Origin of the sequence: Candidatus Albibeggiatoa sp. nov. BB20 (assembly GCA_016744725.1) — a bacterium.
Taxonomy (GTDB): domain Bacteria; phylum Pseudomonadota; class Gammaproteobacteria; order Beggiatoales; family Beggiatoaceae; genus Albibeggiatoa.
Genome location: JADGDW010000056.1, coordinates 1 through 24,153 on the forward strand (window position 1 = coordinate 1; position 24,153 = coordinate 24,153).

Annotated in this window: 21 protein-coding genes; 14 read left to right on the forward strand and 7 right to left on the reverse strand. The window is 38.1% G+C overall.

The annotated features are described in order from the left end of the window. The 12 genes from gmhB to ABXH34_RS08225 all read left to right on the forward strand — a co-directional run. Positions 1–518: D-glycero-beta-D-manno-heptose 1,7-bisphosphate 7-phosphatase (gene gmhB / locus ABXH34_RS08170; protein ID WP_353571382.1), on the forward strand; the 518-nt coding region annotated here is incomplete at its 5' end. After that, complete coding sequence (locus ABXH34_RS08175; RefSeq protein WP_353571383.1) at positions 519–1,235, forward strand: lysophospholipid acyltransferase family protein; 717 nt, start codon at positions 519–521, stop codon at positions 1,233–1,235. A gap of 246 nt (positions 1,236–1,481) precedes the next feature. After that, a complete protein-coding gene (locus ABXH34_RS08180) occupies positions 1,482–2,066 on the forward strand; it encodes a septation protein A (protein ID WP_353571384.1) in 585 nt (194 codons plus the stop codon). 12 nt (positions 2,067–2,078) lie between these two features. Next, positions 2,079–2,351: a TMEM165/GDT1 family protein gene (locus ABXH34_RS08185; protein ID WP_353571385.1), complete on the forward strand. Its 273-nt coding sequence runs from the start codon at positions 2,079–2,081 to the stop codon at positions 2,349–2,351. Positions 2,352–2,414: 63 nt separating this feature from the next. After that, positions 2,415–2,987 (forward strand): HD domain-containing protein, encoded by a 573-nt coding sequence (locus ABXH34_RS08190; protein ID WP_353571386.1) that lies wholly within the window; start codon positions 2,415–2,417, stop codon positions 2,985–2,987. Positions 2,988–3,303: 316 nt separating this feature from the next. Further along, positions 3,304–3,603, forward strand: coding sequence for a YciI family protein (locus tag ABXH34_RS08195; RefSeq protein ID WP_353571387.1), 300 nt, complete (start codon positions 3,304–3,306; stop codon positions 3,601–3,603). Further along, positions 3,600–3,869, forward strand: a complete 270-nt coding sequence (locus ABXH34_RS08200) for a BolA family protein (RefSeq protein ID WP_353571388.1) — start codon at positions 3,600–3,602, stop codon at positions 3,867–3,869. Before ABXH34_RS08195 ends, ABXH34_RS08200 begins: the two co-directional genes overlap by 4 nt. A gap of 46 nt (positions 3,870–3,915) precedes the next feature. After that, the gene (locus ABXH34_RS08205; protein ID WP_353571389.1) at positions 3,916–4,779 is read left to right on the forward strand and encodes a peptidylprolyl isomerase; all 864 of its coding nucleotides are present in this window, start codon (positions 3,916–3,918) and stop codon (positions 4,777–4,779) included. A gap of 288 nt (positions 4,780–5,067) precedes the next feature. Continuing rightward, positions 5,068–8,118, forward strand: a complete 3,051-nt coding sequence (locus ABXH34_RS08210) for a WD40 domain-containing protein (protein WP_353571390.1) — start codon at positions 5,068–5,070, stop codon at positions 8,116–8,118. 2 nt (positions 8,119–8,120) lie between these two features. Continuing rightward, positions 8,121–8,927, forward strand: coding sequence for a TRP family putative cation channel (locus ABXH34_RS08215; RefSeq protein WP_353571391.1), 807 nt, complete (start codon positions 8,121–8,123; stop codon positions 8,925–8,927). A gap of 9 nt (positions 8,928–8,936) precedes the next feature. Continuing rightward, the gene (locus tag ABXH34_RS08220; protein WP_353571392.1) at positions 8,937–9,065 is read left to right on the forward strand and encodes a NifB/NifX family molybdenum-iron cluster-binding protein; all 129 of its coding nucleotides are present in this window, start codon (positions 8,937–8,939) and stop codon (positions 9,063–9,065) included. Positions 9,066–9,306: 241 nt separating this feature from the next. After that, a complete protein-coding gene (locus ABXH34_RS08225; RefSeq protein ID WP_353571393.1) occupies positions 9,307–9,474 on the forward strand; it encodes a hypothetical protein in 168 nt (55 codons plus the stop codon). A gap of 38 nt (positions 9,475–9,512) precedes the next feature. Here ABXH34_RS08225 and mnmG read toward each other — a convergent pair whose 3' ends face one another. Together mnmG and ABXH34_RS08235 are read right to left on the reverse strand one after the other, a co-directional pair. After that, on the reverse strand, positions 9,513–11,399 hold the full coding sequence (gene mnmG / locus ABXH34_RS08230; protein WP_353571394.1) for a tRNA uridine-5-carboxymethylaminomethyl(34) synthesis enzyme MnmG: 1,887 nt from the start codon (positions 11,397–11,399) through the stop codon (positions 9,513–9,515). Positions 11,400–11,814: 415 nt separating this feature from the next. After that, a complete protein-coding gene (locus ABXH34_RS08235; RefSeq protein WP_353571395.1) occupies positions 11,815–17,085 on the reverse strand; it encodes a protein kinase domain-containing protein in 5,271 nt (1,756 codons plus the stop codon). 292 nt (positions 17,086–17,377) lie between these two features. Here ABXH34_RS08235 and ABXH34_RS08240 point away from each other — a divergent pair, with 292 nt between their 5' ends. Continuing rightward, positions 17,378–18,130, forward strand: a complete 753-nt coding sequence (locus tag ABXH34_RS08240) for a tRNA 2-thiocytidine biosynthesis TtcA family protein (RefSeq protein WP_353571396.1) — start codon at positions 17,378–17,380, stop codon at positions 18,128–18,130. A gap of 35 nt (positions 18,131–18,165) precedes the next feature. Here ABXH34_RS08240 and ABXH34_RS08245 read toward each other — a convergent pair whose 3' ends face one another. From ABXH34_RS08245 to ubiG, 4 genes are all read right to left on the reverse strand, one after another. Further along, positions 18,166–19,815: a tetratricopeptide repeat protein gene (locus ABXH34_RS08245; protein ID WP_353571397.1), complete on the reverse strand. Its 1,650-nt coding sequence runs from the start codon at positions 19,813–19,815 to the stop codon at positions 18,166–18,168. Between the two features lie 53 nt (positions 19,816–19,868). Then, positions 19,869–20,624 (reverse strand): 3-deoxy-manno-octulosonate cytidylyltransferase, encoded by a 756-nt coding sequence (gene kdsB / locus ABXH34_RS08250; protein ID WP_353571398.1) that lies wholly within the window; start codon positions 20,622–20,624, stop codon positions 19,869–19,871. A 283-nt stretch (positions 20,625–20,907) separates the two neighbouring features. After that, on the reverse strand, positions 20,908–21,567 hold the full coding sequence (locus ABXH34_RS08255) for an HAD family hydrolase (protein WP_353571399.1): 660 nt from the start codon (positions 21,565–21,567) through the stop codon (positions 20,908–20,910). Further along, positions 21,564–22,274 (reverse strand): bifunctional 2-polyprenyl-6-hydroxyphenol methylase/3-demethylubiquinol 3-O-methyltransferase UbiG, encoded by a 711-nt coding sequence (ubiG, locus tag ABXH34_RS08260; RefSeq protein ID WP_353571400.1) that lies wholly within the window; start codon positions 22,272–22,274, stop codon positions 21,564–21,566. The genes ABXH34_RS08255 and ubiG overlap by 4 nt, the downstream gene beginning before the upstream one ends. 227 nt (positions 22,275–22,501) lie before the next feature. On the opposite strand from ubiG, the gene ABXH34_RS08265 reads away from it, so the two are divergent. After that, positions 22,502–23,356, forward strand: coding sequence for a hypothetical protein (locus ABXH34_RS08265; protein WP_353571401.1), 855 nt, complete (start codon positions 22,502–22,504; stop codon positions 23,354–23,356). A 132-nt stretch (positions 23,357–23,488) separates the two neighbouring features. Here ABXH34_RS08265 and ABXH34_RS08270 read toward each other — a convergent pair. Continuing rightward, positions 23,489–24,153: pyridoxal-phosphate dependent enzyme (locus ABXH34_RS08270; RefSeq protein ID WP_353571402.1), on the reverse strand; the 665-nt coding region annotated here is incomplete at its 5' end.

Consider the following 24,153-nt stretch of genomic DNA (forward strand, 5'->3'; position numbering starts at 1 on the left):
GTGTTATTAACTATGACTCAGATGAATATATAAAGTCGCCTGATGAATGGCATCCTATTGTGGGTAGCCTTGAAGCTATCGCTCGCTTAAATCAAGCCGATTACCGTGTCATTATTGTTACCAATCAATCAGGTGTCGCGCGTGGCTTATTTGATTTAAATACCTTGCATGAAATCCATGCTAAAATGCACCGTTTGCTAGCAGAAATGGGTGCAAATATTGAAGCCATATTTTTCTGTCCTCATGTCCATGAAGATGAATGTAATTGTCGTAAACCACGACCGGGCATGTTTCACCAAATTGCAAACCGTCTTGGGACTTCATTAACCAATGTACCTGCTGTTGGTGACTCATTGCGAGATTTGCAGGCGGCGATTGCTGCTGGCGCAAAACCTATTTTAGTATTAACGGGCAAGGGTCGACGGACGTTACAAGATTTAACCGAATTTGGTGATGTACCCGTATATGATGATTTAGCATCGGTAGTAGATGCACTATTGAGTCAAAAGGAAGACTGAATGCAAACTGTGCGTACCTTATTGTTTTATTTAGGCATGTATACTTTAGTGCTGATTTTTTCTCCATTAGTCATCCTATCGATACCACTTCCTTATTCATACCGTTATACCTTGGTCAGAATGTGGGCGCATGGGGTATTGGTTTGGCTTAAAATAACCTGTGGCTTAAGTCATGAAGTGCAAGGGCTAGAAAATATTCCTGATGTACCCTCAGCTATTGTATTCAGTAAACATCAAGCGGCATGGGAAACAATCGTTTTTATAACTATATTTCCACCACAAGTATGGGTTTTGAAAAAAGAATTGCTCAAACTGCCCATTTACGGCTGGGCCTTGGGTTCACTTCACCCTGTGGCTATTGACCGCAAAAATATCCGTCAATCATTACGTGACATTATGGAACAAGGCAAACAGCGTTTACAAACAGGACACTGGATTGTGATTTTCCCAGAAGGAACTCGGGTCTTACCTAAACAATCAGGGCGTTATACACCTAGTGGTGGTTTACTTGCAGCAGAAGCAGGTGTGCCCGTTGTACCCGTTGCGCATAATGCGGGAAGCTTTTGGCGGCGTAAAGATATTGTTAAACGTTCTGGCGTAATTCAAATTCGTATTGGTTCAGTGATTGATACGAAAGGAAAAACCGCTAAAGAAATTACGAAACAAGCAGAAGTCTGGATTGAAGAAACCATGCAGACCTTGCCTGAATATCCGTAATTTGATTTTTATTCAACAACTCAGAATATATAGTCATTTTATTTTAAGATGATATAGGACTGGCAGTCCTAGATTTTAAAACTATTTGATATTTAAAGTATTTCAGGACTGCCAGTCCTCATACTCAAGATAGAACTGACTATATAACCAAAATTGACAATCGATTAAATTCATTTCCAAACTAGATATAGGAAAGAAAATAACATTGTTAATAACTCTCTGATAATTATTAATTGAACTGATGCTATGAAATTTTTATATGATTTTTTTCCTATCTTACTGTTCTTTATTGCATATAAGGTATACGGTATTTTCGTTGCCACCGCGGTTGCAATTGCGGCCTCATTTGCACAAGTAACACACTATAGAATCAAACATAAACGTTTTGAAACCATGCAATTAGTCACCTTTGGGCTGATTACCGTCCTCGGCGGTGCAACACTGATATTGCATGACGAAAACTTCATCAAATGGAAGCCTTCAATTGTCAACTGGCTGTTTGCAGTCGCATTTCTAGGCAGTCAATGGATTGGTGAAAAGCCCTTGATTCAACGCTTTATGGATCAACACATTCAAGTAGATGAACCGAAAGTATGGACTGTGGTCAATCTCAGTTGGGTTGGCTTTTTCATTTTTTCAGGCTTATTAAATTTATATGTTGCGTTTAATTTCAGCACCGATGTTTGGGTCAATTTCAAACTATTTGGTTTGATGGGTTTAACCTTCATATTTGTCATTATCCAAGGCATTTACTTAACTCAGCATGTTGTCGAAGTTATTGAAGAAGATGACAAAGAACAAGCTGTGCCCGCAACCAATAATAATGAATAAATGAGCCAAATAATGGAATATAAAGTACTCATTACCGTTTTTATCGCCGTATTCATTGCTGAGCTGGGTGATAAAACCCAACTTGCAACCATGTTATTTGCTGCGGATAAGGAAGTCAGCAAACTCACCGTATTTATTGGTGCTTCCTTAGCCTTAATTGTGGCTTCAGGTATTGGCGTGCTTGCAGGTGGATTAGTCTCTCAGTACATCAGCGAAAAACATTTGCATTATATTGCGGGAATTGGCTTTATTATGATAGGAATGTGGACTTTAGTTAAAGCTTAAACAATCTATTTTCTATCTATATAATAAAATTTAATTTGCATAAACCCCTAAAATTATAAAATCATGCTAACACCCTCATTTGACTTATTTATCCGTGCGTTACAGTTTTCAGCCGACAAACATCGTAATCAAAAACGTCGAGATGCCTCGGCGACTCCTTACATTAATCACCCAATTCAAGTTGCAAAAATTCTTTGGGACATAGGGCAAGTGCAAGATGAGGCGGTACTTTCCGCTGCTCTATTACACGATACTTTAGAAGATACTGACACTCAAGCTGATGAGATTGATGCACTTTTTGGCGCAGATATTTTAGGCTTAGTACAGGAAGTCAGTGATGACAAATCTTTACCTAAATCTGAACGTAAACGCTTGCAAATTGTTCATGCGACCACCATTTCATCACAAGCCAAACTCATCAAATTGGCAGATAAAATTGCTAATATTTTAGATATTGGCCAAGCACCACCAACAGGTTGGTCATTGGAACGACGTTTAGAATATTTAGATTGGGGTGAAAAAGTGGTGCAAGGTTTACGTGGAATTAATCCTGAACTGGAAACACACTTTGATGCGGCGATTAAAGCGGTTCGTGAACAACTCACAGCCCAAGATTTAGAAATGAAACAAGAATAACGCTAAGAATGGCTGGCTTAAATTTTAAGGTGTGATGCGATTGAAATGTGGTTCTACTGTACCGTGTTAAGCTATAGTCATTTTATTTTAAGATGATACAGGACTGGCAGTCCTAGATTTTGAAACTACCTGATATTTAAAGTATTTCAGGACTGCCAGTCCTCACACTCAAGATAGAATTGACTATATTGTAGTTTTGGATTAACAGCCTTATGAAATTTAATATAATACTTTAAAGTTAAACCATAATTTACCAAGCGATTGATTCTTAAAATAGCCAAGTTATTTTTTACTTATTCTTATTAAAGGAATTTGTATGCTATATGCCATTATTGCAGAAGATGTGATGGATAGTTTAGAAGCCCGTTCTAAAACCCGTCCCGCACATTTACAACGCCTAGAAACTTTAAAATCAGAAGGCCGTCTTATTTTAGCAGGCCCACATCCCGCAGTAGATTCTCCCGACCCCGGCACAGTTGGTTTTAGCGGCAGTTTGATTGTGGCTGAATTTCCTTGTTTAGAAGACGCGCAAACATGGGCAGATACTGACCCTTATCGTGAAGCAGGTGTCTACGCCAAAGTAACTGTTAAACCATTCAAAAAAGTATTGCCATGAGTCACCGAATTCAGTTAATTCAAGATAAAATTACCGCTGCATTATCGCCTACGCATTTCAATATTGTTGATAACAGTGCACAACATGCAGGCCATGCGAGTGCTAAAGGCGGTGGCCATTTTGAAGTGACGATTATCAGTGAACAATTTGCGGGATTATCTTTAGTCAAACGCCATCAACTGGTTTATTCAGTCGTACAAGATTTGATGAATACAGAAATACATGCGTTAAGCATCAAAGCCTACACGCCAGAAGAGCAACAGTAATAAGCTCTATTTGTTTTTTTATCCTTACCCAACTTTTGGAGATTGTATGAATTTTAAATTAGCAACGTGTGCATTATCTTGTGGTTTATTATTAGCGGCTCAAAGTTATGCCGCATCAGAAGACCCTATCGCTGTAGTTAATGGCAAAGTGGTAACTGAACAGGATTATGCAAATTACAAGTTGATGCGTTCAGAGCAGCAGACTCATGGTGAACAAACGCCAACTAAACAAGATTTAATCGAAGAATTGATTAAACGTGAATTGGTTGTGCAAGATGCAGAAAAACAGAATTTAGATAAAACACCTAATTTTCTTGCGCGTTATGAAGCGATTCGTGGCAATTTATTAGCGAATGTTGCAACTCAAGCTTATTTGGACAAAAATTCATTTACAGACGAGCAATTAAAGCAACGTTATGAAGCAGAAATGGCTAAATTGACTTTGCCTAATGAATACAAAGTGCGTCATATTTTACTTGAAGATGAAGCAGCCGCTAAATCGATGATTGTAAAATTAGATGAAGGCAGTGATTTCAGTGAATTGGCAAAAGCAAACTCTATTGATTCAGGCTCATCAGAAGCAGGTGGTGATATTGGTTGGGTTCGTGCTGGCCAAGTGGTTGAAAAATTTTCTGCGGCATTGGAAACGATGGAGAAAGGAAAATATAGCAAAACGCCTGTTAACACAGATTTTGGTTGGCATGTGATTGTTGTGGATGATGTGCGTGCATTACAACCACCTCCGTTTGATTCTTTGAAAGATCGGATTGCTACATTAGTTAAAGAAGAGCAAATTGTGGAATATTTAACTGGCTTACGAAAAGCTGCAAAAGTTGAAATCAAAGTTGCTGTTGAAGAAGTTGCTCCAGAAATAACTGTAGAAGCTAAAAAAGCAATTCCAGCAGAATAAGCCTTACAATATATTTATCAGGCGGCACTTTATCTGATGTTTATATAGAGTGGTGTTAGGACTGCCAGTCCGTCAAGGATTGGCAACCCTGATATTGAAGCTTAATATAGCAGTTAAAATCAAATTATTATAAAACAACAGTCAAACTATTTCCCCGCTAAACATTGCTTTAAAGTCATCTCCCTAGCACATCAAATTGTATCTAATTAGGCAATTATAGCAATATCCCTTTATTTTTCTTAAAAAAGCAGCTTACAATGTGGTAAAAGTGACTGTGAGAGGATGAATATGAATGCGGCCTTTATTTCTTATTCGCGTAAAAACAAACCCTTTGTTCAAAAGCTAGCTGACGCATTTAAAAAAGCGGATTGCAAGATTTGGATTGATTGGGAAGGAATTCCTCATGGTTCTGATTGGTGGAATGAAATTGAGGCAGGGATTGAAACCGCCAATGCCTTTGTATTTATCATCACACCTGAATCACTAAAATCTGATGTTTGTGCCCGTGAATTAGAACATGCACTGAAACATAATAAAAAACTCGTCCCTATTCTGCGACAAGATGTCACTGGAAAATTGCCATACCCATTAGCCAAATTAGATTGGATTTTCTTTCGTGATGATCAAGATGATTTTGATAAATCGTTTTGTGAATTGCTTGATACACTCAATACAGATTTAGACTTAGTTAAAACTCACACACGTTTACTGACTCGTGCCTTAGATTGGGAAAACCACAACTTTAATAATAGCTATTTACTGCGTGGTGAAGATTTACGTAATGCACGCAAATGGCTGGCCTCCCCTTTAGATGGTGCTCCCAAACCAACTGAATTACATTCCCGTTATATTGCAACCAGTTCAGAATTAGAATCAAAAAACCAACGTTTGACGATTACTGCAATTGTCATTGGATTTCTATTTGCTGTCTTGTTAGCCATTTATGCCAATAATCAACGCTTAGATGCAGAAGAACAGCGTCACGTAGCGATGATAAATGGTATGGAAGCCATGTCTTATTTATCAGAAGCGTACCTTGCCACTAATCAAGAGCTTGATGCTTTGTATTACTCTGTTAGTGCGCTAGAAGATTTGGATAGATTGAAAATACAACGCCATAGTCATGATATTGACCAAAAAATAAAAGGGTTAGATAAAAAAATTGAAGAGCGTGCAGAAAAAGCAATCAATCAAACTCAAGAAAGAAACCGCTTAGAATTACATGTAAAACAAGTGCAAACGGTTGCTTTTACACCAAAAAATAATTATCTCCTATCTGGTAGCTCTGATGACACTGTAAAGCTATGGACAATTCAAGGAAAAAAATTACGTGAGTTCAAACACAAAAAGAGTGTGTATGGATTGGCCGTTGCCAGTGATGAAAGCTTTTTTGCTTCTGCAAGTGCTGATAAAACCGTAAAATTATGGTCACTATCAATTGGGGATAATCCTAATAATATTGAAGAAGAACCATTGCAAGTATTAGAGCATACGGCCAAAGTCAATGCTGTTGATATTAGCCGAGACAATCAACGTATTGCCACTGTTTCTAGTGATGGCGGTATACGGATATGGAGTAAAGAGGGACAATTGCTGAGTAAAAAAATGCAGACAAGCCCTATTCTTGCGGTGAAGTTTAGTCATAATGGAAAATATTTTGCGACAGCCGGCTCAGATAGAACAGTGAGTTTATGGGATGCTGAGACAATAGAACGCATCAGTCAGTTTAAAACTCATAAAGACCGTATTCATGCTTTAGATTTTTCCCATGATGATCAAACCTTAATTTCTGCTAGTGCGGATAACACCTTATGTTTTTGGAAAATTACAGACAGTTTACCTAGTGTTGTTACGCAGCCAGATTACCTTTTAGAAGCGCATGATAATTGGGTCTATGACGTTCGCTATAATCCTAATAAAGATATGGAAATGCTTGCTTCTGCCAGTGCAAATGGGGAAGTTAAATTATGGAGTATTGATGGCACACTATTACGCAATTTTGCAGGCAGTTCAGCACGCACAACCGCATTAAGCTTCAGTCATGACGGTCAATGGTTAGCCTCGGCAGGAGGTGATAATATCGTACGTTTATATGATATGAAAGCAGGTGAATCGGTTAAAGTATTGGAAGGCCATACCTCTGGCCTGAAAGATGTTGATTTTAGTCCACAAAATATAGAGAACCCAATTATTGCTTCTTCGGGTACAGATGGCAGCATTCGTATCTGGGATAGTACAACCTATCGTTTAATCAACACAATTCGATTGAGGGATAAGCAAGGTAAAAAAGTCAATGTGCGAGACGTTGATTTTGTACCAACAGACTTTGCACCTGATGGTTCGCTTTATATAGCTGCATCAACGTATAACAATACTGTCGAATTCTATGACTTAAATAATATTAAAAAATCAATATCTGAATTGAGTACTGAAGAAATCCCTGAGCCCAATTGCTCCCTTTTAGAGCACGATGGCAAAATTAAGAGTATTGCATTTAATCCCCATGCGCCATTGCTAGCAACAACTTATTCTAAAAAAATTAAATTACGCCAATATGAATTACAACCTGTAAAGTCTGAAAGTATTCGCTTACGTCAATATAATTTACAAATAAACCCGTGTCAGCTTGACTTATTACCCATTGAATTAGAAGGGCATAAAAGCAGTGTATTAGCAATTAGCTTTAGCCCCGATGGGCGTACTCTTGCCTCAGGTTCTTCTGATGGTTCTGCCCGTTTATGGCTGTTTGATGAGCGATATCGCTATACACAACAAAGCATTAAATTAAAAGGTGATAATGGCCATATTGACTGGGTGAATAATCTAGGTTTTAGTCCAAATGGAAAATATCTCGCCACTGCAGGCTCTGATAATCTGATTAAACTCTGGAATGTGGAAACAGGCCAATTTGTTACCAATTTCATAGACCCCGCCTTAGAATTAGAAAAACCCACTATGACTGCAAGTCATCGCGATTGGGTATGGGATGTAAGTTTTGCACCAAATACATTAGGAAAACAATATCTTGTATCAGGTGGTGCAGATAATTTAGTTAAAGTATGGACATATCCAGAAGCTAAACTGGTAACCACATTAACAGGGCATAAAGGTTGGGTGCGCTCAGTAGGCTTTAGCCCTAATAATAAGGAAGTCGTCTCAGGTAGTGCTGATAAAAAAGTGATTTTATGGGATTTGAAAAAAATCATGAGGTATAAAAAACCAAAGAATTTATTAAAAACTGGTTGCGATTTGCTTAAAGACTACTTGATGAATAAGAGACAGTATGGCAAAAGCAGCAAAGAGCGTAGCAACACAATTTGTGAAAAAGGTGGAAACTAAGCATGTCCTTGACAACAACAATTTTCAACTTCGCAACCGATCACCAAGCTGTTGGTGTAGACACGCCACAAGATGCTGCACCAGAAGCCATTTTAAAAGCATTGAATTTACATTCTAGTTTTGGGACGCGGCTCATGATTCACTTAGGCTTGATTCCAAGACAAAAAGTAATTGTGCTTAATGGTGGTACTGCGGAGCTAACCCCAGAAATTACCGAGCAACTTGGTGAAGCCCTGATTGATGGTCTTGCCCAAATGGCAGCCAAAGAAAATATTATGTTTATCACTGGTGGCACAAATGCAGGCGTTTTCAATTTATTGGGACAAGGTTTGCAAAAATGGCAACATCAAGCCCCTTGTATTGGAGTATTTGTAAAACAACTGGCTTGCGAGGCAGACAATACACCAAACAAAGCCCAATTAGAGTCCCATCACTCACATTTTGTAATGGTTGACGGTAAAGAATGGGGCGATGAACGTCAAGTGATGTACCGCTTAATTGCTTATATGGCTAAGTATATGACAGTGCTAAATATATATGCAGGCGGTGGTGAACTGACTATTAGAGAAATGCAGGCGGCTGTAGATCAAAATTGTAAAATATTATTATTGGGTGGCAGTGGACGGGCTACGGATAAAGTATTAGCAGCATACCAAGGCCAACCTGTTGATGATGAACGTTTAAAAGAAATTGCTAAACACCCTAAATTGCACACAGTTCAACTTAAAGAGGGAGTTGATAGTGTGCAAGCAACATTGCGTAATTTATTATATAAGCACACAGAGTGTTGTTCTGGTTCTAATAAATGAGGAATTGTTATGCGTATTGCCGTTGCTAGCCATGATGGAGAAACTGTCACAGGTCATATTGGAAAATGTCCACATTGGATTATTTTTGAGGTTAACATCTCAGAGCAAAATCCAAAGCCAATTGTGGAAGAGCTATAGTGAATTTCTTGTTATGTGTTAGGACTGGCAGTCCTTTAATATTTTAAATATCAAACACTTTTAAATTTGAGGACTACCAGTCCTGTATCACTTTAAAATAAAACGGCTATAGAACGGATTACTTTACCCAAGCCATTTATTTTTTACTATTATAAAGATGAGCAACCTCATCCATTACAAGCATGTAGTGCTGGGGAAAGTTGTTAAAAACAAAATGTAACGGGGTGGGATCAAAGCCATTATGACCGCAGAATCAAACCCTGCTCAAGCGGCGTTGAATTATACTCGTGATACAGTGATTCCACCCAAATCCCGTCCGATTGGCAAGCTAACATGCAAAATATGGGATGTATTTTCTTCTGATCAGCAATCAATTCCGTATTATTCATTGGGATTACGAGTCTTTTAAAAATTCGCAATCCTAACAAAAACCGCTAAGTTTATTGTTTATGAATGGCTTGAATGCAATATTTTTTTCAAATGAATCAAGAGCAAAGAGACAGCGGCTGGAGTCACACCTGAAATCCTAGATGCTTGTCCCACACGGGTTGGGCGAAATTGAATCAACTTCTGTCGTACTTCATTAGATAATCCCGAGACTTTTTCATAATCCATATTGTCTGGAATCGTAGTTTCTTCATAACGACGTAAACGGGCTATTTCAGTTTGTTGGCGTTCAATATAACCACTATATTTAACTTGAGTTTCAACCTGCTGATGCACTTGAGCCAGTTCACTACGACGACCCGCTTTTAGCGATTCAATTTGCATTAAATTATCATAAGTCACTTCGGGACGACGCAACAAATCCAAACAATTGGCTTCACGGCGTAGCGGCGTTATTTGAGTAACTTGCTCTGCTGCTGGCGTATCTAAATGTACCCACAATTTACTTAAACGTTCGGTTTCTGCTGTAATCGCAATAGATTTGTGTTCAAAAAATTGCCACTGCTCATCAGTGATTAAACCTAATTCACGGCCTTTTTCAGTTAAACGCAAATCAGCATTATCTTCACGCAGCAATAAGCGATATTCTGCTCGACTGGTAAACATGCGATAGGGTTCTTTAGTGCCACTGGTGATTAAATCATCAATCAATACACCAATATAAGCTTCATCTCGACGTGGAGTCCAAGCCTCTAAACCTTTCACTTGCAACGCGGCATTCATCCCAGCAATCAGGCCTTGTGCCGCCGCTTCTTCATATCCTGTCGTTCCATTGATTTGGCCTGCGAAGAATAAGCCGTTAAATACTTTGGTTTCTAGGCTAGGTTTTAAATCTCGTGGATCGAAAAAGTCATATTCAATCGCATAACCGGGACGGATAATATGTGCCTTTTCAAAACCGCGCATCGAGCGCACTAAACCAAGTTGAATATCAAACGGCAAACTGGTGGAAATACCATTAGGATATACTTCATTGACATTAAGTCCTTCAGGTTCAACGAAAATTTGATGCGATGATTTATCCGAAAAACGCATCACTTTATCTTCAATTGACGGGCAATAACGCGGGCCAATTCCTTCAATCACGCCTGTATACATTGGTGAACGGTCTAGCCCAGAACGGATAATGTCATGGGTTTGCTCGTTGGTATGAGTGATATGGCAAGGAACTTGGCGCGGGTGTTGGCTAACATCACCTTGGAATGCAAATACAGGGGTTGGTGTATCGCCTTGCTGTTCCTGCATGATACTGTAATCCAAGCTACGGCTATCTAAACGTGGCGGCGTGCCTGTTTTTAAACGGTCAACCCGTAAGTCTGTGTCACGTAGTTTTTGGGATAGTGCATTAGATGGTGGATCACCCATGCGGCCTGCTTGATAATTGGATAAACCAACGTGGATCACACCGCCTAAAAATGTGCCTGAAGTGAGTATCACGCTAGGAGCAGAAAAGCGTAAGCCCATTTGAGTCACAGCCCCTTTGACCCGATCGCCTTCAAAAATTAAATCATCCACTGCTTGCTGGAAAATAGTGAGATTGGGTTGATTTTCTAAAACTTTACGCACAGCAACCCGATATAGATTACGGTCAATTTGGACGCGAGTTGCCCGCACGGCAGGCCCTTTGCTGGCATTAAGGATACGGAATTGAATACCTGCTAAGTCGGCCGCTTTTGCCATCAAGCCACCCAGCGCATCAATTTCTTTGACCAGATGTCCTTTGCCAATACCCCCAATTGCAGGATTGCAAGACATTTGCCCAAGGGTTTCAACATTGTGTGTAAGCAATAGGGTATTAACGCCCATACGTGCAGCAGCTAAGGCCGCTTCAGTACCCGCGTGACCGCCGCCAATGACAATGACATCAAAAATTGTTGGATAATCCATTTGTTTTATTCTGTAATACGAGTGTAATGCTAAGAGTAAGTTAGGAATATAGTGCAGGCGTTAGAAAATAACAATGCGGATTTTTGAAAAATATTGACAATATCTTACGTTTCGCTATTTTCGTATGAATTGTTAACTCTGTGTGAGGGATATTATAGTCAATTCTGTCTTGAGTGCGAAGACTGGCTATCCTGAAATACTTTAAATATCAAATAGCTTTAAAATCTAGGACTGTCAGTCCTGTATCATCTTAAAATAAAATAACTATAGCATTAAGTTAAGCTCGCAGAAGTCTATTATATTTTGTTGTGTGGGAAAAATAAATCTTACGTTCCAATAACTTATAAATTTTGCATTTTTTATAGATGATTGACTTTATCAAATACTTTCAAAAATATCTGATTTGTTATTTTAATTACTCCGTTATATCACCCATATAAGCTGCCAAACGAACCGCAAATGTTGCACCTTTACCAATTTGACTTATGACTTTAATTTCACCGCCCATCATGTGGCAAAAATGATGACTGATTGTCAAACCCAAACCTGTGCCGCCGTACTGACGTGTGGTGGAATTATCAAGTTGATTAAAAGCCTCAAACGCATTTTCCACTTGGCTCTCATCCATACCAATTCCAGTATCTTTGACCTCAAAATAAATCCAATCTGAACGGCTGTTACCCTCATCAGGATAAGCCCGTTCTCGCTTAACGTAAAACCAAATTTTTCCATCTTGGGTGAATTTAAGTGCATTATTGAGTAAATTTAATAAAATCTGTTGCAGCTTGGTTTGATCCGCGTGCATCATGCCTAAGTCTTTTTCACAAGTTACCAGCAATTCATTATTCAATACACTCGGCTGAATCACGGTTACAACATCGTTTACCAGCTTCTCAATATTAAAATCAGTCAGAGCTAAACCCATCTTATCCGCTTCAATTTTCGAAATATCTAAAACATTGCTAATAATTTCTAATAACTGTTTCCCTGCGGTTTGAATTCTATACAAATCTGGTAAAATATCTTGATAACCCATATCTTGTGCATCTTCTTGAATAATATCTGAATAACCTATGATTGCATTGAGCGGTGTACGCAATTCATGACTCATATTCATCAAAAATGCACTTTTTGCCTTATTGGCTGTTTCTGCCTCTTCTCTGGCTATATGTAATTTTTTGTAAAATAAAGCATTATCTAAAGAAATAGCCATTTGACTAGAGAGCAAACGTAGAATATTTAAACTTTCAACCGTAAATGCATTGGTCATCAGATTATTTTCTAAATATAGTAAACCAACTAAACGCCCTTGATTTAACAATGGATGCACTAAAATGGATTGTGGCTTATGATGTAAAATATAGGTATCACTATTAAAACGTTGGTCTTTCAAAGCATTATCTAATACCACATGATTCTTGGTTCGTAACACATAATGGATTAAACTGATGGGTAAACAAGCATCTTCAGCTTTCTGGGTTAAATCTACAATTGTTGCTTGTTGAATCAATTCTGGGTTCTGGATATTTTGTCCTGTACGAATTTCCGCCTCAATGCTAATCTGTTCATTTTTCTGCAAAATAAGTACACCACGCTGCGCCCCTACATTCTCCATTACAATTTTTAGCAAGCGTTCGGTTAGCTTATCTAATACAATTTCACTCGAAATAGTTTGCGATGCCTTCATCACACTAAGCAAATCAAAATTGCTCATACCTTGCATGGTGGCTGCTGACGTTTTAGCCGATAGCGACGCGGTTTGCGACACATTGTCTGCTGCTTTATGTCGATGGATAAGATAAGGATATTTCGCTTCTAAATCTTTGACTTTAAGTATTGCACCCCAATGATTGTAAGCATAATGGGCATCGGTCAAATACACTTGAGCTACTTTTTGAATCCCAATACTAAAATAAAATTCAGCCGCTAATTCATTGGCTAAGGCTTCTTCTTGTAAAAAACCTTGTTGCTTTGCACCTTGAATCGCCTGCTCATACGCCGCCATAGCTTGATGTACTTTGCCTGTTAATCGGGCTTGTTCTGCATTGATTAAATCATATTTATGTTGATAGTTAGCAGGGGCATGAGTGACCCAAAGTTGCAATTGGGCTTGATTTTGTTGTAATTGGGCTAAATAACGTTTTTTTATTTCTTTGTTTGCTGTACTATAATTTGCCAATAAAATTAGAGAATAAAAGAACTTATAGGTGGTATAGTGTAAAAACGCATTGCCTCCCATAATATGTCTTTCTGCTAATTCTGCATTGATTAAAGCTTCAGCAGGTTTACGCATAATGTAGCATAAAAGGGCTTTAGAGAAATACACTGCAAATAGAGATAAAGCATTATTTTGCTTCTCTAATTGTGGTACAAGCGTGTTTTCATCAAAAATAGCTCCTTTTAGAATATATGGCTCATCGGTTTTGGCTTGCAAATTATCAAATAGCTGTAGCCAAGCTTGCATGTAATAGGATTGATATTGTTGATTAAATTTTTGCATTATCTCTAAAGCATGTTTACCCTCATCACTGACTTTGCTTAAACGCTCACCGATTAAAAACAAATAGGTATTACGGAACATAGACGCATAACAAGCGTATTCAATATCACCTGTTTTCATGCCATTTTTCATGGCTAACTTGAGTGGGTCAAGCGCATTTCTAGCAGGTTCTTTGCAATGTCGTGCACAAACGTTAACCAGCATCAGCACTTTAGCAGTGAAGTCTTTATTATTATATTTATCTAATATATTTAAGGCTAATTTACCAAATTGATAACCTGCATCAATATCATTCAAAATACCACATAAAATCATACTATATGAAGCATAAGCATAAGCAGATAAATCACTGTTTCCATATTCAATACTGAGTCTAACTTGTTGATAACATATCACAGGATATAATTTTGGTGCTGCTAAATAGGAAGGGGCTGACATGCTGACTAATATGCGTAATGCAGCCTGTTTATGTTTATCGCGCATTTTGGGTAATTTGGCTAACTCATCGATACTGCGATTTCTCATCAGATGACGTAATTCAATAAATAAAGCCTGTAAATCCGCATTTTCATCTGGAGGGGTAATATTTAATAATTTAAGTACTTCTGAGCCAATATCCAACGCCTTTTGCATTTTATTCTGTGACGCGTAATATAAAATTTTCAATTCATAGGCTTTTACTTGATCTAACAGGCTGTTTGCTTGGTTCATCACCTGTTGAAATAAATCCTCAGCTCGCTCCACTTCAGCATTTAAATAAGCCACATCCATCGCATGAATGTATAAAGATAAACTCAAATGGTATTGACGCTGCCAACTATTTTTAGGTAATAAAGACAGTGCCGTATTGAAATAATTCGCGGCAGATTCATAAGCACTACTGGCTTTGGCTTTTTTACCAACGGACAAATTTAATCTAGCCAAATCAAATTGTTCCGCCTCTAATTTAATCATGCTGATACCTAAGTTAAGGTGATGCACGATTTCAAATAAATGCTCTTCTAAATGTCCCGGTTCAATATTTTCTCGTAAAATCCGTCCAAATTGATAATGTGTGCGCTGTTTTTCTTGTTCTTCTAATAAATGATAAGCGGCTTGATGAACGCGGTCATGAATAAAGCGGTAAGTCGTTTTGGAAAAGTCTAAATTTTGCTGCTCAATATCAACGCTAGAATATAGAGAATGATAGGCTTCGCCTAAGGGAATAATTAAATTTTCTTCAACCGCCTCCCATAAAATACCAGCGGTATCCTCAATCGATTGGTTGGCTATTTGGCTCAGCGTGGGTATATCAAACTGTGAGCCAATACAGGACGCATATTTTAATAACATTTGGGCGGGCTTAGATAATTTTTGCATTCGCTGTTCAGTTAATGCCACTACATTATCCGTCATATCCATGGCTAAAATTTCTTTTACATCCCATTCCCATTGTTTTTGTTTGAAACTAAAGCGTAGTAAATTTTCCTTATATAAATTCTCTAAAAATTCGTTAACAAAGAAAGGATTGCCTTCTGTTTTGCTTAAGATTAATTCGGCTAAACTATGCGCATAATCCAAAGTACAATGCAAAGTGTCAGCAACAACTTGTTCAATATCTTCCAGCTTTAAAGCCTGTAAATTAATTTGTTCGCATCGAATTTCGTGTTTGTTTGCTTCTTGCACTAACTCATCAATCATACGATTTTGCCCATCAATAGGTCGCACGCCTGCAATCAGCAATAATGAGTTGGTTCTTTCATCAGTTAAAATAGTATTCAATAACTGTAAGCTAGCATTGTCAATCCATTGTAGAGAATCTAAAAAAATCACAAGAGGATGTTCATGATGGGCAAATACACGGATAAAACTTAGAAAAACCAAATAAAAGCGGTGTTGATTTTCAGTCGGTGAAAGGTCATTAATAGAGGGTTGTTTACCAATCAACATTTCTAATTCGGGTATCACATCAACAATCACTTGCGCATTATCGCCCAGAGCTAATAACAACTTATGTTTCCACTGGTTCATTTTGCTGGCAGATTCAGTTAATAACTGCAACATCAAATCCCGCAAGGCTTGGATCACCGCGCTGTATGGTAAATTCTGAGTATCTTGTTCATCCGCATTGCTGAATTTTCCCGAAATGAATAGGCCATGTTTACGATGAATATGTTTCTGTAATTCATTGACTAACATGGTTTTTCCCATTCCTATATCACCAGATACAATCACAAAACCACGATGTCCAAAGGTGGTATAGCGAAAGGAATCTAGCAATAAAGATAATTCATGGGTACGCCCATAAATTTTATATGGAATTTGGAAAATACCCGCAGTATCTTTTTGAGCAAGGGCAAAGTCGCTGATTTCATGCTTTTTCGACCATTCAGACCAGCAAATTTGTAAATCTGTTTCTAATCCATACGCACTTTGGTAACGTTCATTAGGATTTTTTGCCATTAGTTTCATGATGATATTAGACAATGGCAACGGAATTTCAGGGTTTAAATTGTGTGGCGCAATCGGCTGTTTTGCAATGTGAAAGTGGATTAATTCCATTGAGTCTGTGGTTTGAAATGGCAGCCAACCGACTAACATTTCATAAAAAGTGACACCCAGCGCATAAAAATCAGTCCGATAGTCAACACTACGATTCATCCGTCCTGTTTGTTCAGGGGAAATATAGGCTAATGTGCCTTCAATTTGATCGGGGTTGGCTGATAGCTCAGTTTGATTAGGTTGTAGCCGTGTTGAAATACTAAAGTCGGTGATTTTAACCTGTTCGGCTTCTAAATTGGCAATGATATTTGAGGGCTTAATATCTTTGTGAATAATATTATGTTGATGTAGTTCACCAATCGCATGTGCCAGTTGAATCCCAATTTTCAGAAATGTTTCAAGATTAATTCGACGATCGGCAATGATATTGCGCAATGAGTCGCCGCCAATGTCTTCTAATACCAGAATCAGGCGATTTTGATGTTTGGTTAAGCCATAAGGACGCACGGAACCGGTTAAATTCAGTTGGCGCGTAATATCATATTCATGTTGAATTTGGCTAATTTCTTCAGGTGAGGGATATTCTGTATTCAGTGTTTTCAGAATCACAGGTATTGAATGAGGTTGTTGAAGTCCTCTATAAATCAAAACCTTGTTGTCGGAGTAAACTTCCTCAGTAATGGTGTAGCCATCCAATTCAATCATTGGTTTGCCTTTTGTAGTATCAAGGTATCAAGCGTGTATTGTGGCGGTTTGCGTCTAAATATCAGTGTATAAGACTAACATATATTATTTGAGAGATGATTCACAATATTTATGCCATTTATCGATTTTTTCTGATTTGGCAATAAATTAGGATTGATTTAATCTGTGTTGCTACTTTAAACGCTTCAGTATTGAAATACTGTGCTAGTTTCTTTTTGCGTCATGACTATAATTTTGTGCATAAATTCGTATAATATAAAAAATATCAATCCGTAATAAGTATTTTTAAACCATGGCTCAATTTGCGAAACCACCTAAATCTTTACTGCGTTATGTTGGACGCGCTATTGCTGATTATAAAATGATTCATGATGGCGATCGGCTGTTATTGGGTTTATCTGGTGGCAAGGATTCATTAGCATTATTACATATTTTGTATCATTTCCAACGTCATGCCCCGATTCAATTTGATTTGGGTGTCATTACAATCGATCCTATGATTGAGGGCTTTGATCCTAGTGGTTTGAAAGAGTATGTACCCAGTTTGGGCTTGCCGTATTTTTTCCAATCACAGCCAATTATGGAACAGGCAAAACAGAATTTAAAAGGCGATTCATTTTGCGCTTATTGTTCGCGGATGAAACGGGGCATTATGTATGCCACAGCCCGCAAGGAAAATTATAACGTCTTGGTTTTAGCGCAGCATTTAGATGATTTGGCTGAAAGCTTTTTAATGTCTGCATTTTACAATGGCCAATTAAATACGATGAAAGCCCATTATGTGAACAATGCTGGGGACTTACGGATTATTCGACCATTGGTCTATATTCGAGAACGTCAAACCCGACAATTTGCCCAAGATGTTTTGTTGCCTGTTATACCTGATAGTTGTCCTGCTTGTTTCAGTATGCCAACCCAGCGTGAACAGATGAAACAATTATTAGCAACTCAGGAAAAGTCAAATAAGCATTTATTTAAAACCATGTTGAACACCATGCGCCCGTTAATGAATGATGAGGCGGTTTTGAAGGATGTCGAATCATAAAAGCTGTTTTTGCACCACTACTGTGAATATAGTTTCTATTCCTTAGACAAGGATAAATCATAATAGTGTTGTAATTGTTGCTTAAGTTGTTGTCCATGCTGATTATTAGGGTTTAACAATGCCCCTTTTTTCGCAGATTCCAGTGCTGTCAGAATATCACCTTGTTTGCCCTGAATTAAAGCAATTTTAAAATACACATCATCTAAACCTTCTTTATGATTTGGTTGTTTTTCGATATTTTGTACGATTTTCTGTAGATAATGTAGAGCCTTGTTCAATTCACCTAACTGCAAGTAATTACTGGCCTGACCATAATCACAACGTACACACAGTTCATTATGTGCAGCATTTTTTTGATAATAATAAATTGAAGCTTGATATTGTTTGTGTTCAAAATAGGCATTGGCCAACGAATCTTGAATTTCTACATGATTTGGAAATGCTTGATTGGCCGCTTGCCACAAATGCAGATTATCCTGCCATAGGCTCATTTGTAATTGTGATAATTGGATAAAACCTAACATTATTAGAAAAATACTGGCTTTGACTAATAATTGGTATTTTTCTGTACATTGAATACACACTTTGACAATGCCAATACCAAGCAATATATAAAACCCAACCATAGGTAAATAAACAAATTTATCTGCACCTGCAATACTGGGATTGAATGTGACAATATTCATCATTGGGAATAAGCTAATGATAAAAATTAACCAAACCATCCACAAAGCCGTTTGTTTATATTTCATGTATAAATATAATAATACAACTGTTAATAAAATCAGCATCATTAAAGGTAAAATGCTAGAAATCACTGGAAATGGATAATAAGGAGCTAAATTGATCGGAATAATAAATTTTGCAATGTAAAATATCACCATTTCAGCCGCATTTAATACTCGGGCGTCTAAACTGATTTCAGCAGTAGCCACAATACGTTCAGCCAATAAATGCGCATAAAATGCCATGCCTGCGGTTAATATCGCAAATCCCCAAAATGGCAATTTTTCAAACACCACATAGCGCAATACCTGTTTAATTGATGTAATACGCTGTAATAGATAAATGTCTAAAATCAACAATATAATCGGAATACTCATCGCAACAGGCTTGGTCGCAGCAGCCAAAGCAAAACTCATCACCGCTAGCCAATAATAATTTTTCGAATCAGTTTGAGTGTAATTTAGATAAAACCAAATGCTGGCAAGCACAAAAAATAAACTCAACACATCTTTGCGCGAAGCAATCCACATCACAGGTTCAACATGTTGCGGATGAATCACAAAGAATAATGCCGCCATTCCAGCAGCTAAATATTGATGTTTATAGGAAAATAAGGGAATCGGCTTGATTTTCAAAATCAGTAGCGTCAGCAATAATATCCAAATACTATTAGCCGCGTGTAATACGATATTGGTTGCATGATAGGCAACTGGATTGAGTCCTGAGATTTGATAATCTATGGCATAAGATAGCCACAACATTGGTGCCCATACCGCCGCATGAGTGGCTGTGAGCATCCATTGTAAATTCTCTAAACTCAATGCTTGAATATGCGGATTATTAACAATATAGCTGCCTTCATCCCATTGTACATAATCATAATATAACCCTTGCCAATACATGAGTAAGGCAATCAGTCCAATCAAACTAGCAAGAAAAGTGAGTTTTAATTGTTTCATGTATTTTCCAACGGCAAGGTTATGAAAGTTGGCAATTTCTGGGCAGAGTATTTTTAGCGACGTTGTTGTGCAAAAATAGCACGGACTTGGGCTAAATCTTCTGGCGTATCGACTGAAATATGTGAATATTCGGTTGGATAAGTATAAATACCATAACCTGCTTGTAAAAAGCGCAATTGCTCTAAACGTTCAATATTTTCTAATGGACTTTCAGGCAGTGTGTCATAGCGTTCTAAAACCTGTCGTCGATAACCATACATGCCTAAATGCCCCAAGAAATCCACATTTTGTTGCCATTCAGTTTCGGTTTCTGCATCACGCACATAAGGAATCGGATTACGTGAAAAATACATTGCGTAACCATCATGACGAATCACCATTTTAACCACATTCGGATTAAAAACATCTTCTGGTTTAATCTTACAAGCAGGGGTTACAATATCAGGCATCGGTTTAGTGGTTTCAAATGCAGTGACCATTTCATCGATTACTTGTGGTTCTAACAACGGCTCATCACCTTGCACATTGATAATAATATCCGCATCCAATTTGTCCACAATCGATACAATACGCTCAGTGCCTGACTGGCAAGATTGATCTGTCATCCACGCTGTCCCACCCCATGATTCAACCAGCTTGGCAATTTCAAGCGTATCCGTTGCAACATGTACTTCAGCAATATTTTTTGCTTGTAAACAACGTTGATACACATGCCAAATCATCGGATGGCCTTCAATATCAACTAATGGCTTATTGGGTAAACGGGTTGAAGCTAATCTGACAGGAATGACAACAATAGCTTTAGACATGAGCGTTCCTTGTTCTTGTTTTTCTACTGATTATTTTGGGAAAACGTGACTTTAAAGGTGGGCAATCTTAAGTTTCTCTGTCTGCTTTTTATAAGAATTGCTTATTTTTTATATAGTCGTTTTACTTTAAAGTGATACAGGACTGGCAGTCCTCACACTCAAGACAGAATTGACTATATCATCTGAATTTAATTAAGGCTTTGCTGCGTTTCTAATTGATATTTAAAGTTTTACAGGATTGCCAGTTCTAACACCCAAAACGAAATTGACTATAAAACAAAGATTAATCCGCATTTTGTAGCCAATTGATTAAATCTTCAGGCCGTTCTAATAACCCAGTTGCACCCCAACTATCAGGCTGATCTTCTGCACCAATATAACCAAATAAGGCGACAAAAGTTTGCATTCCAGCCCGTTGACCCGCTTCAATATCACGTTGGGCATCACCGATATAAATACATTTTTCTGGTGCAGTCTTCGCTAATTTACACGCATGTAATAACGGTGCAGGATGGGGTTTTTTCTCAGCTAAAGTATCGCCACTGACATTGCATAAACTACGTTGGCTTAGATTTAATTCATCTAATAATGGATCGGTAAGATGCGCATATTTATTGGTGACAATGCCCCAACCTTTGTGATTTTGCTCAATATAATCTAAAACCTGTTCCATGCCAGAAAATAAGGCACTTTTATCTGCAATCTGTTCGGCATAAACCGCTAACATACGCTGATGCAAATCATCAAAATCAGGACGATCTTCTGAGCCTAAGGCAAATCGTAACATCGCTCGCGCACCGTGTGACACGCTGGGGCGAATCGCTTCTAAATCAATCGTTGGTTGCTGCTGCTCTCTCAAAACAATATTAAGTGCGTTAGCCAAATCGGGCAAGGTGTCAACCAATGTGCCATCTAAATCAAATAATATGGTTTCAATTTTCATGCGGGCTGGGTATGGACTAAGTAATTGACTGAAACATCGGAATTTAACCAATAATGTTGGGTCAATGGATTGTAGCTCATGCCTGTGAAATCACGGACTTCTAAACCCGCACGACGTGCCCAACTTGCTAATTCTACAGGTTGAATAAACCGAGCATAATCATGTGTGCCACGCGGCAATAAATTGAGCACATATTCAGCACCGATGATGGCGAATAAATAGGATTTTGGGTTACGGTTTAGGGTTGAGAAAAATACATGACCATCAGGTTTAACCAATTGGGTACAAGACTGAATCACGGAATAAGGTTCTGGCACATGTTCCATCATTTCCATGCAAACCACTAGATCAAATTCACCCGCATGTTGTTCAGCAAATTCCTCAACCGCGATTTGTTGATATTCCACTTTTAAATCAGATTCAAACAGGTGTAATTTTGCGACATTCAAAGCCGCATCACTCATATCAATGCCGTAAACTTCCGCGCCTTTTGCTGCCAGTCCTTCAGATAAAATACCGCCACCGCAGCCGACATCAAGTATTTTTTTACCTGCAAGACTGCCCACTTTTTGTTCAATATAATTCAAACGCAGCGGATTTATATCATGAAGCGGTTTAAATTCACTTTGTGCATCCCACCAACGAGCAGCTAAGGCAGAAAATTTAGCGACTTCACGCTCATCAATATTTTGATTAACTTGGCTCATAATCGTTTCCAACACTTAAGGTATATAGCCTTGCAACTGATTGCAATATTTGCCTTGTATAACATATCTGGGCTTAGTTTAATAGGGTAAGTTATTCAAACTTTAGGAGGGGCTTTATAATCAAGGAGTAATCAAAACATAGAGTTGGAAAAAAACTGAGCCAAGGAAACGGGGTGAACTTTAGGATTGGTTTTTAAATTTGATACAATGGAGGAAAAGGAAATGTAATGGCGGATGCAAAAAATAACTGGCATTTGATTCTCGGTACAATTTTAAAAGAACTGCTCAAGCCAACGGGTATTACTGTCGAGCTTGAAGTTGAAGTCATGACCGAACCACCACGCGCTGATATTTTATTATTACGCCGTGAAACAAAGCATTGGACACCTGAACAACTTAAATATCTACCTGACGGAATTCGAGACACCAACGCCAGCCATATTTTGCTGGAATTTAAATACACCAAATCAATTACGGTTGATGGATTGTTACAAACAGCCAGCAATCACCGCTTATATTTGCAATCATATAAAGATGAAATCACAGAATTAAAAAGCTTTATTATCAGCTCTAAACAACCACAAGCTAAAACGTTGGAAAAACTCGGATTTACTCAATGCCAAGCAGGCGTTTATCATTCAGACAATTGCTTTATTGATACCATTCCATTGATTTCACTTAACACATTGCCAAACATTGAACGTAATGCGTGGCTACGCTGTTTGGCCAGTAAAAAGCAAGAACAGAAGAAAGCCTTTGATTATCTTAATCGAATAGATTTAAAAAAATTTCCGCGACCTTTATATTTGACTATAATTGGTTTACGAGACGTATTATTTGGGAGACCCAAAATGGACACTGATAATTTATTGCTTGAACCAGAAGAAATCATGCGTTTAGGAAAGTTTTGGGAGAAATCTTGGGAGAAGCATTATTTAGAAAATGTATCGACAGAAAAGCTTTTAGAAAATTTATCGCCTGAAGAACGCTTAAAAGGTTTGGATTCTGATGTGGTATTTAGCCAATTTACGCCCGAACAAATCGAAGCTTATTTGAAAAAAATTAAACCGACTTTGTATTGAATTAAAAAAGGCGTGCCAAGAAAAACTTGATACACGCCTTTATAAATGGTTTGGATATTTTCTTAAAGTAGTCACTTGCAAAATAAGTTTTGCACTCCTGCACTACTATTAAAAATCTTCCGAAAGTGATTTTTACACCGTAATGCCATCTAACTGTGCAACAGTGTGAATATCTTTATCGCCACGTCCTGATAAATTCACAATAATAGTTTGGTCTGGCTTCATTTTAGGCGCAAGTTTTTGCACATAAGCTAAAGCATGACTAGATTCTAAAGCAGGAATAATACCTTCAACCCGCGTTAATTGATGAAATGCTTCTAAGGCTTCAGTATCCGTTACAGAAACATAATTAGCCCGCCCAATGTCTTTTAACCAAGCATGTTCAGGGCCTACACCGGGGTAATCCAAGCCTGCTGAAATAGAATGAGTTTCTATGATTTCGCCATATTCATCCGCCATCAAATAAGTACGATTGCCGTGCAATACACCGGGTTTACCCGCACATAGTGGTGCAGCATGACGACCTGTTTCTACGCCATCACCACCCGCTTCAACGCCGTAAATTGCCACTGACTCATCATTTAAAAATGGATAAAATAAACCGATGGCATTTGAGCCACCACCGACACAAGCCACTAAAGCATCAGGTAAACGTCCTGATTGAATCTTAATTTGTTGTTTGGCTTCACGCCCAATAATCGCTTGAAAATCACGCACCATGGCAGGATAAGGGTGAGGGCCTGCAACTGTACCGATGATGTAAAACGTATCATCCACATTGGCTACCCAATCACGCA

Bases quoted from the DNA above. Each gene is read 5' to 3' on its own strand.
- ABXH34_RS08190 (WP_353571386.1), top strand. From the start codon at position 2,415: ATGCTAACACCCTCATTTGACTTATTTATCCGTGCGTTACAGTTTTCA.
- ABXH34_RS08210 (WP_353571390.1), top strand. From the start codon at position 5,068: ATGAATGCGGCCTTTATTTCTTATTCGCGTAAAAACAAACCCTTTGTT.
- ABXH34_RS08180 (WP_353571384.1), top strand. From the start codon at position 1,482: ATGAAATTTTTATATGATTTTTTTCCTATCTTACTGTTCTTTATTGCA.
- ABXH34_RS08175 (WP_353571383.1), top strand. From the start codon at position 519: ATGCAAACTGTGCGTACCTTATTGTTTTATTTAGGCATGTATACTTTA.
- ABXH34_RS08245 (WP_353571397.1), bottom strand. From the start codon at position 19,815: ATGAAACAATTAAAACTCACTTTTCTTGCTAGTTTGATTGGACTGATT.
- ABXH34_RS08220 (WP_353571392.1), top strand. From the start codon at position 8,937: ATGCGTATTGCCGTTGCTAGCCATGATGGAGAAACTGTCACAGGTCAT.
- ABXH34_RS08265 (WP_353571401.1), top strand. From the start codon at position 22,502: ATGGCGGATGCAAAAAATAACTGGCATTTGATTCTCGGTACAATTTTA.
- ABXH34_RS08205 (WP_353571389.1), top strand. From the start codon at position 3,916: ATGAATTTTAAATTAGCAACGTGTGCATTATCTTGTGGTTTATTATTA.
- ABXH34_RS08225 (WP_353571393.1), top strand. From the start codon at position 9,307: ATGACCGCAGAATCAAACCCTGCTCAAGCGGCGTTGAATTATACTCGT.
- mnmG (WP_353571394.1), bottom strand. From the start codon at position 11,399: ATGGATTATCCAACAATTTTTGATGTCATTGTCATTGGCGGCGGTCAC.
- ABXH34_RS08255 (WP_353571399.1), bottom strand. From the start codon at position 21,567: ATGAAAATTGAAACCATATTATTTGATTTAGATGGCACATTGGTTGAC.
- kdsB (WP_353571398.1), bottom strand. From the start codon at position 20,624: ATGTCTAAAGCTATTGTTGTCATTCCTGTCAGATTAGCTTCAACCCGT.
- ABXH34_RS08240 (WP_353571396.1), top strand. From the start codon at position 17,378: ATGGCTCAATTTGCGAAACCACCTAAATCTTTACTGCGTTATGTTGGA.
- ABXH34_RS08200 (WP_353571388.1), top strand. From the start codon at position 3,600: ATGAGTCACCGAATTCAGTTAATTCAAGATAAAATTACCGCTGCATTA.
- ABXH34_RS08235 (WP_353571395.1), bottom strand. From the start codon at position 17,085: ATGATTGAATTGGATGGCTACACCATTACTGAGGAAGTTTACTCCGAC.
- ABXH34_RS08185 (WP_353571385.1), top strand. From the start codon at position 2,079: ATGGAATATAAAGTACTCATTACCGTTTTTATCGCCGTATTCATTGCT.
- ubiG (WP_353571400.1), bottom strand. From the start codon at position 22,274: ATGAGCCAAGTTAATCAAAATATTGATGAGCGTGAAGTCGCTAAATTT.
- ABXH34_RS08215 (WP_353571391.1), top strand. From the start codon at position 8,121: ATGTCCTTGACAACAACAATTTTCAACTTCGCAACCGATCACCAAGCT.
- ABXH34_RS08195 (WP_353571387.1), top strand. From the start codon at position 3,304: ATGCTATATGCCATTATTGCAGAAGATGTGATGGATAGTTTAGAAGCC.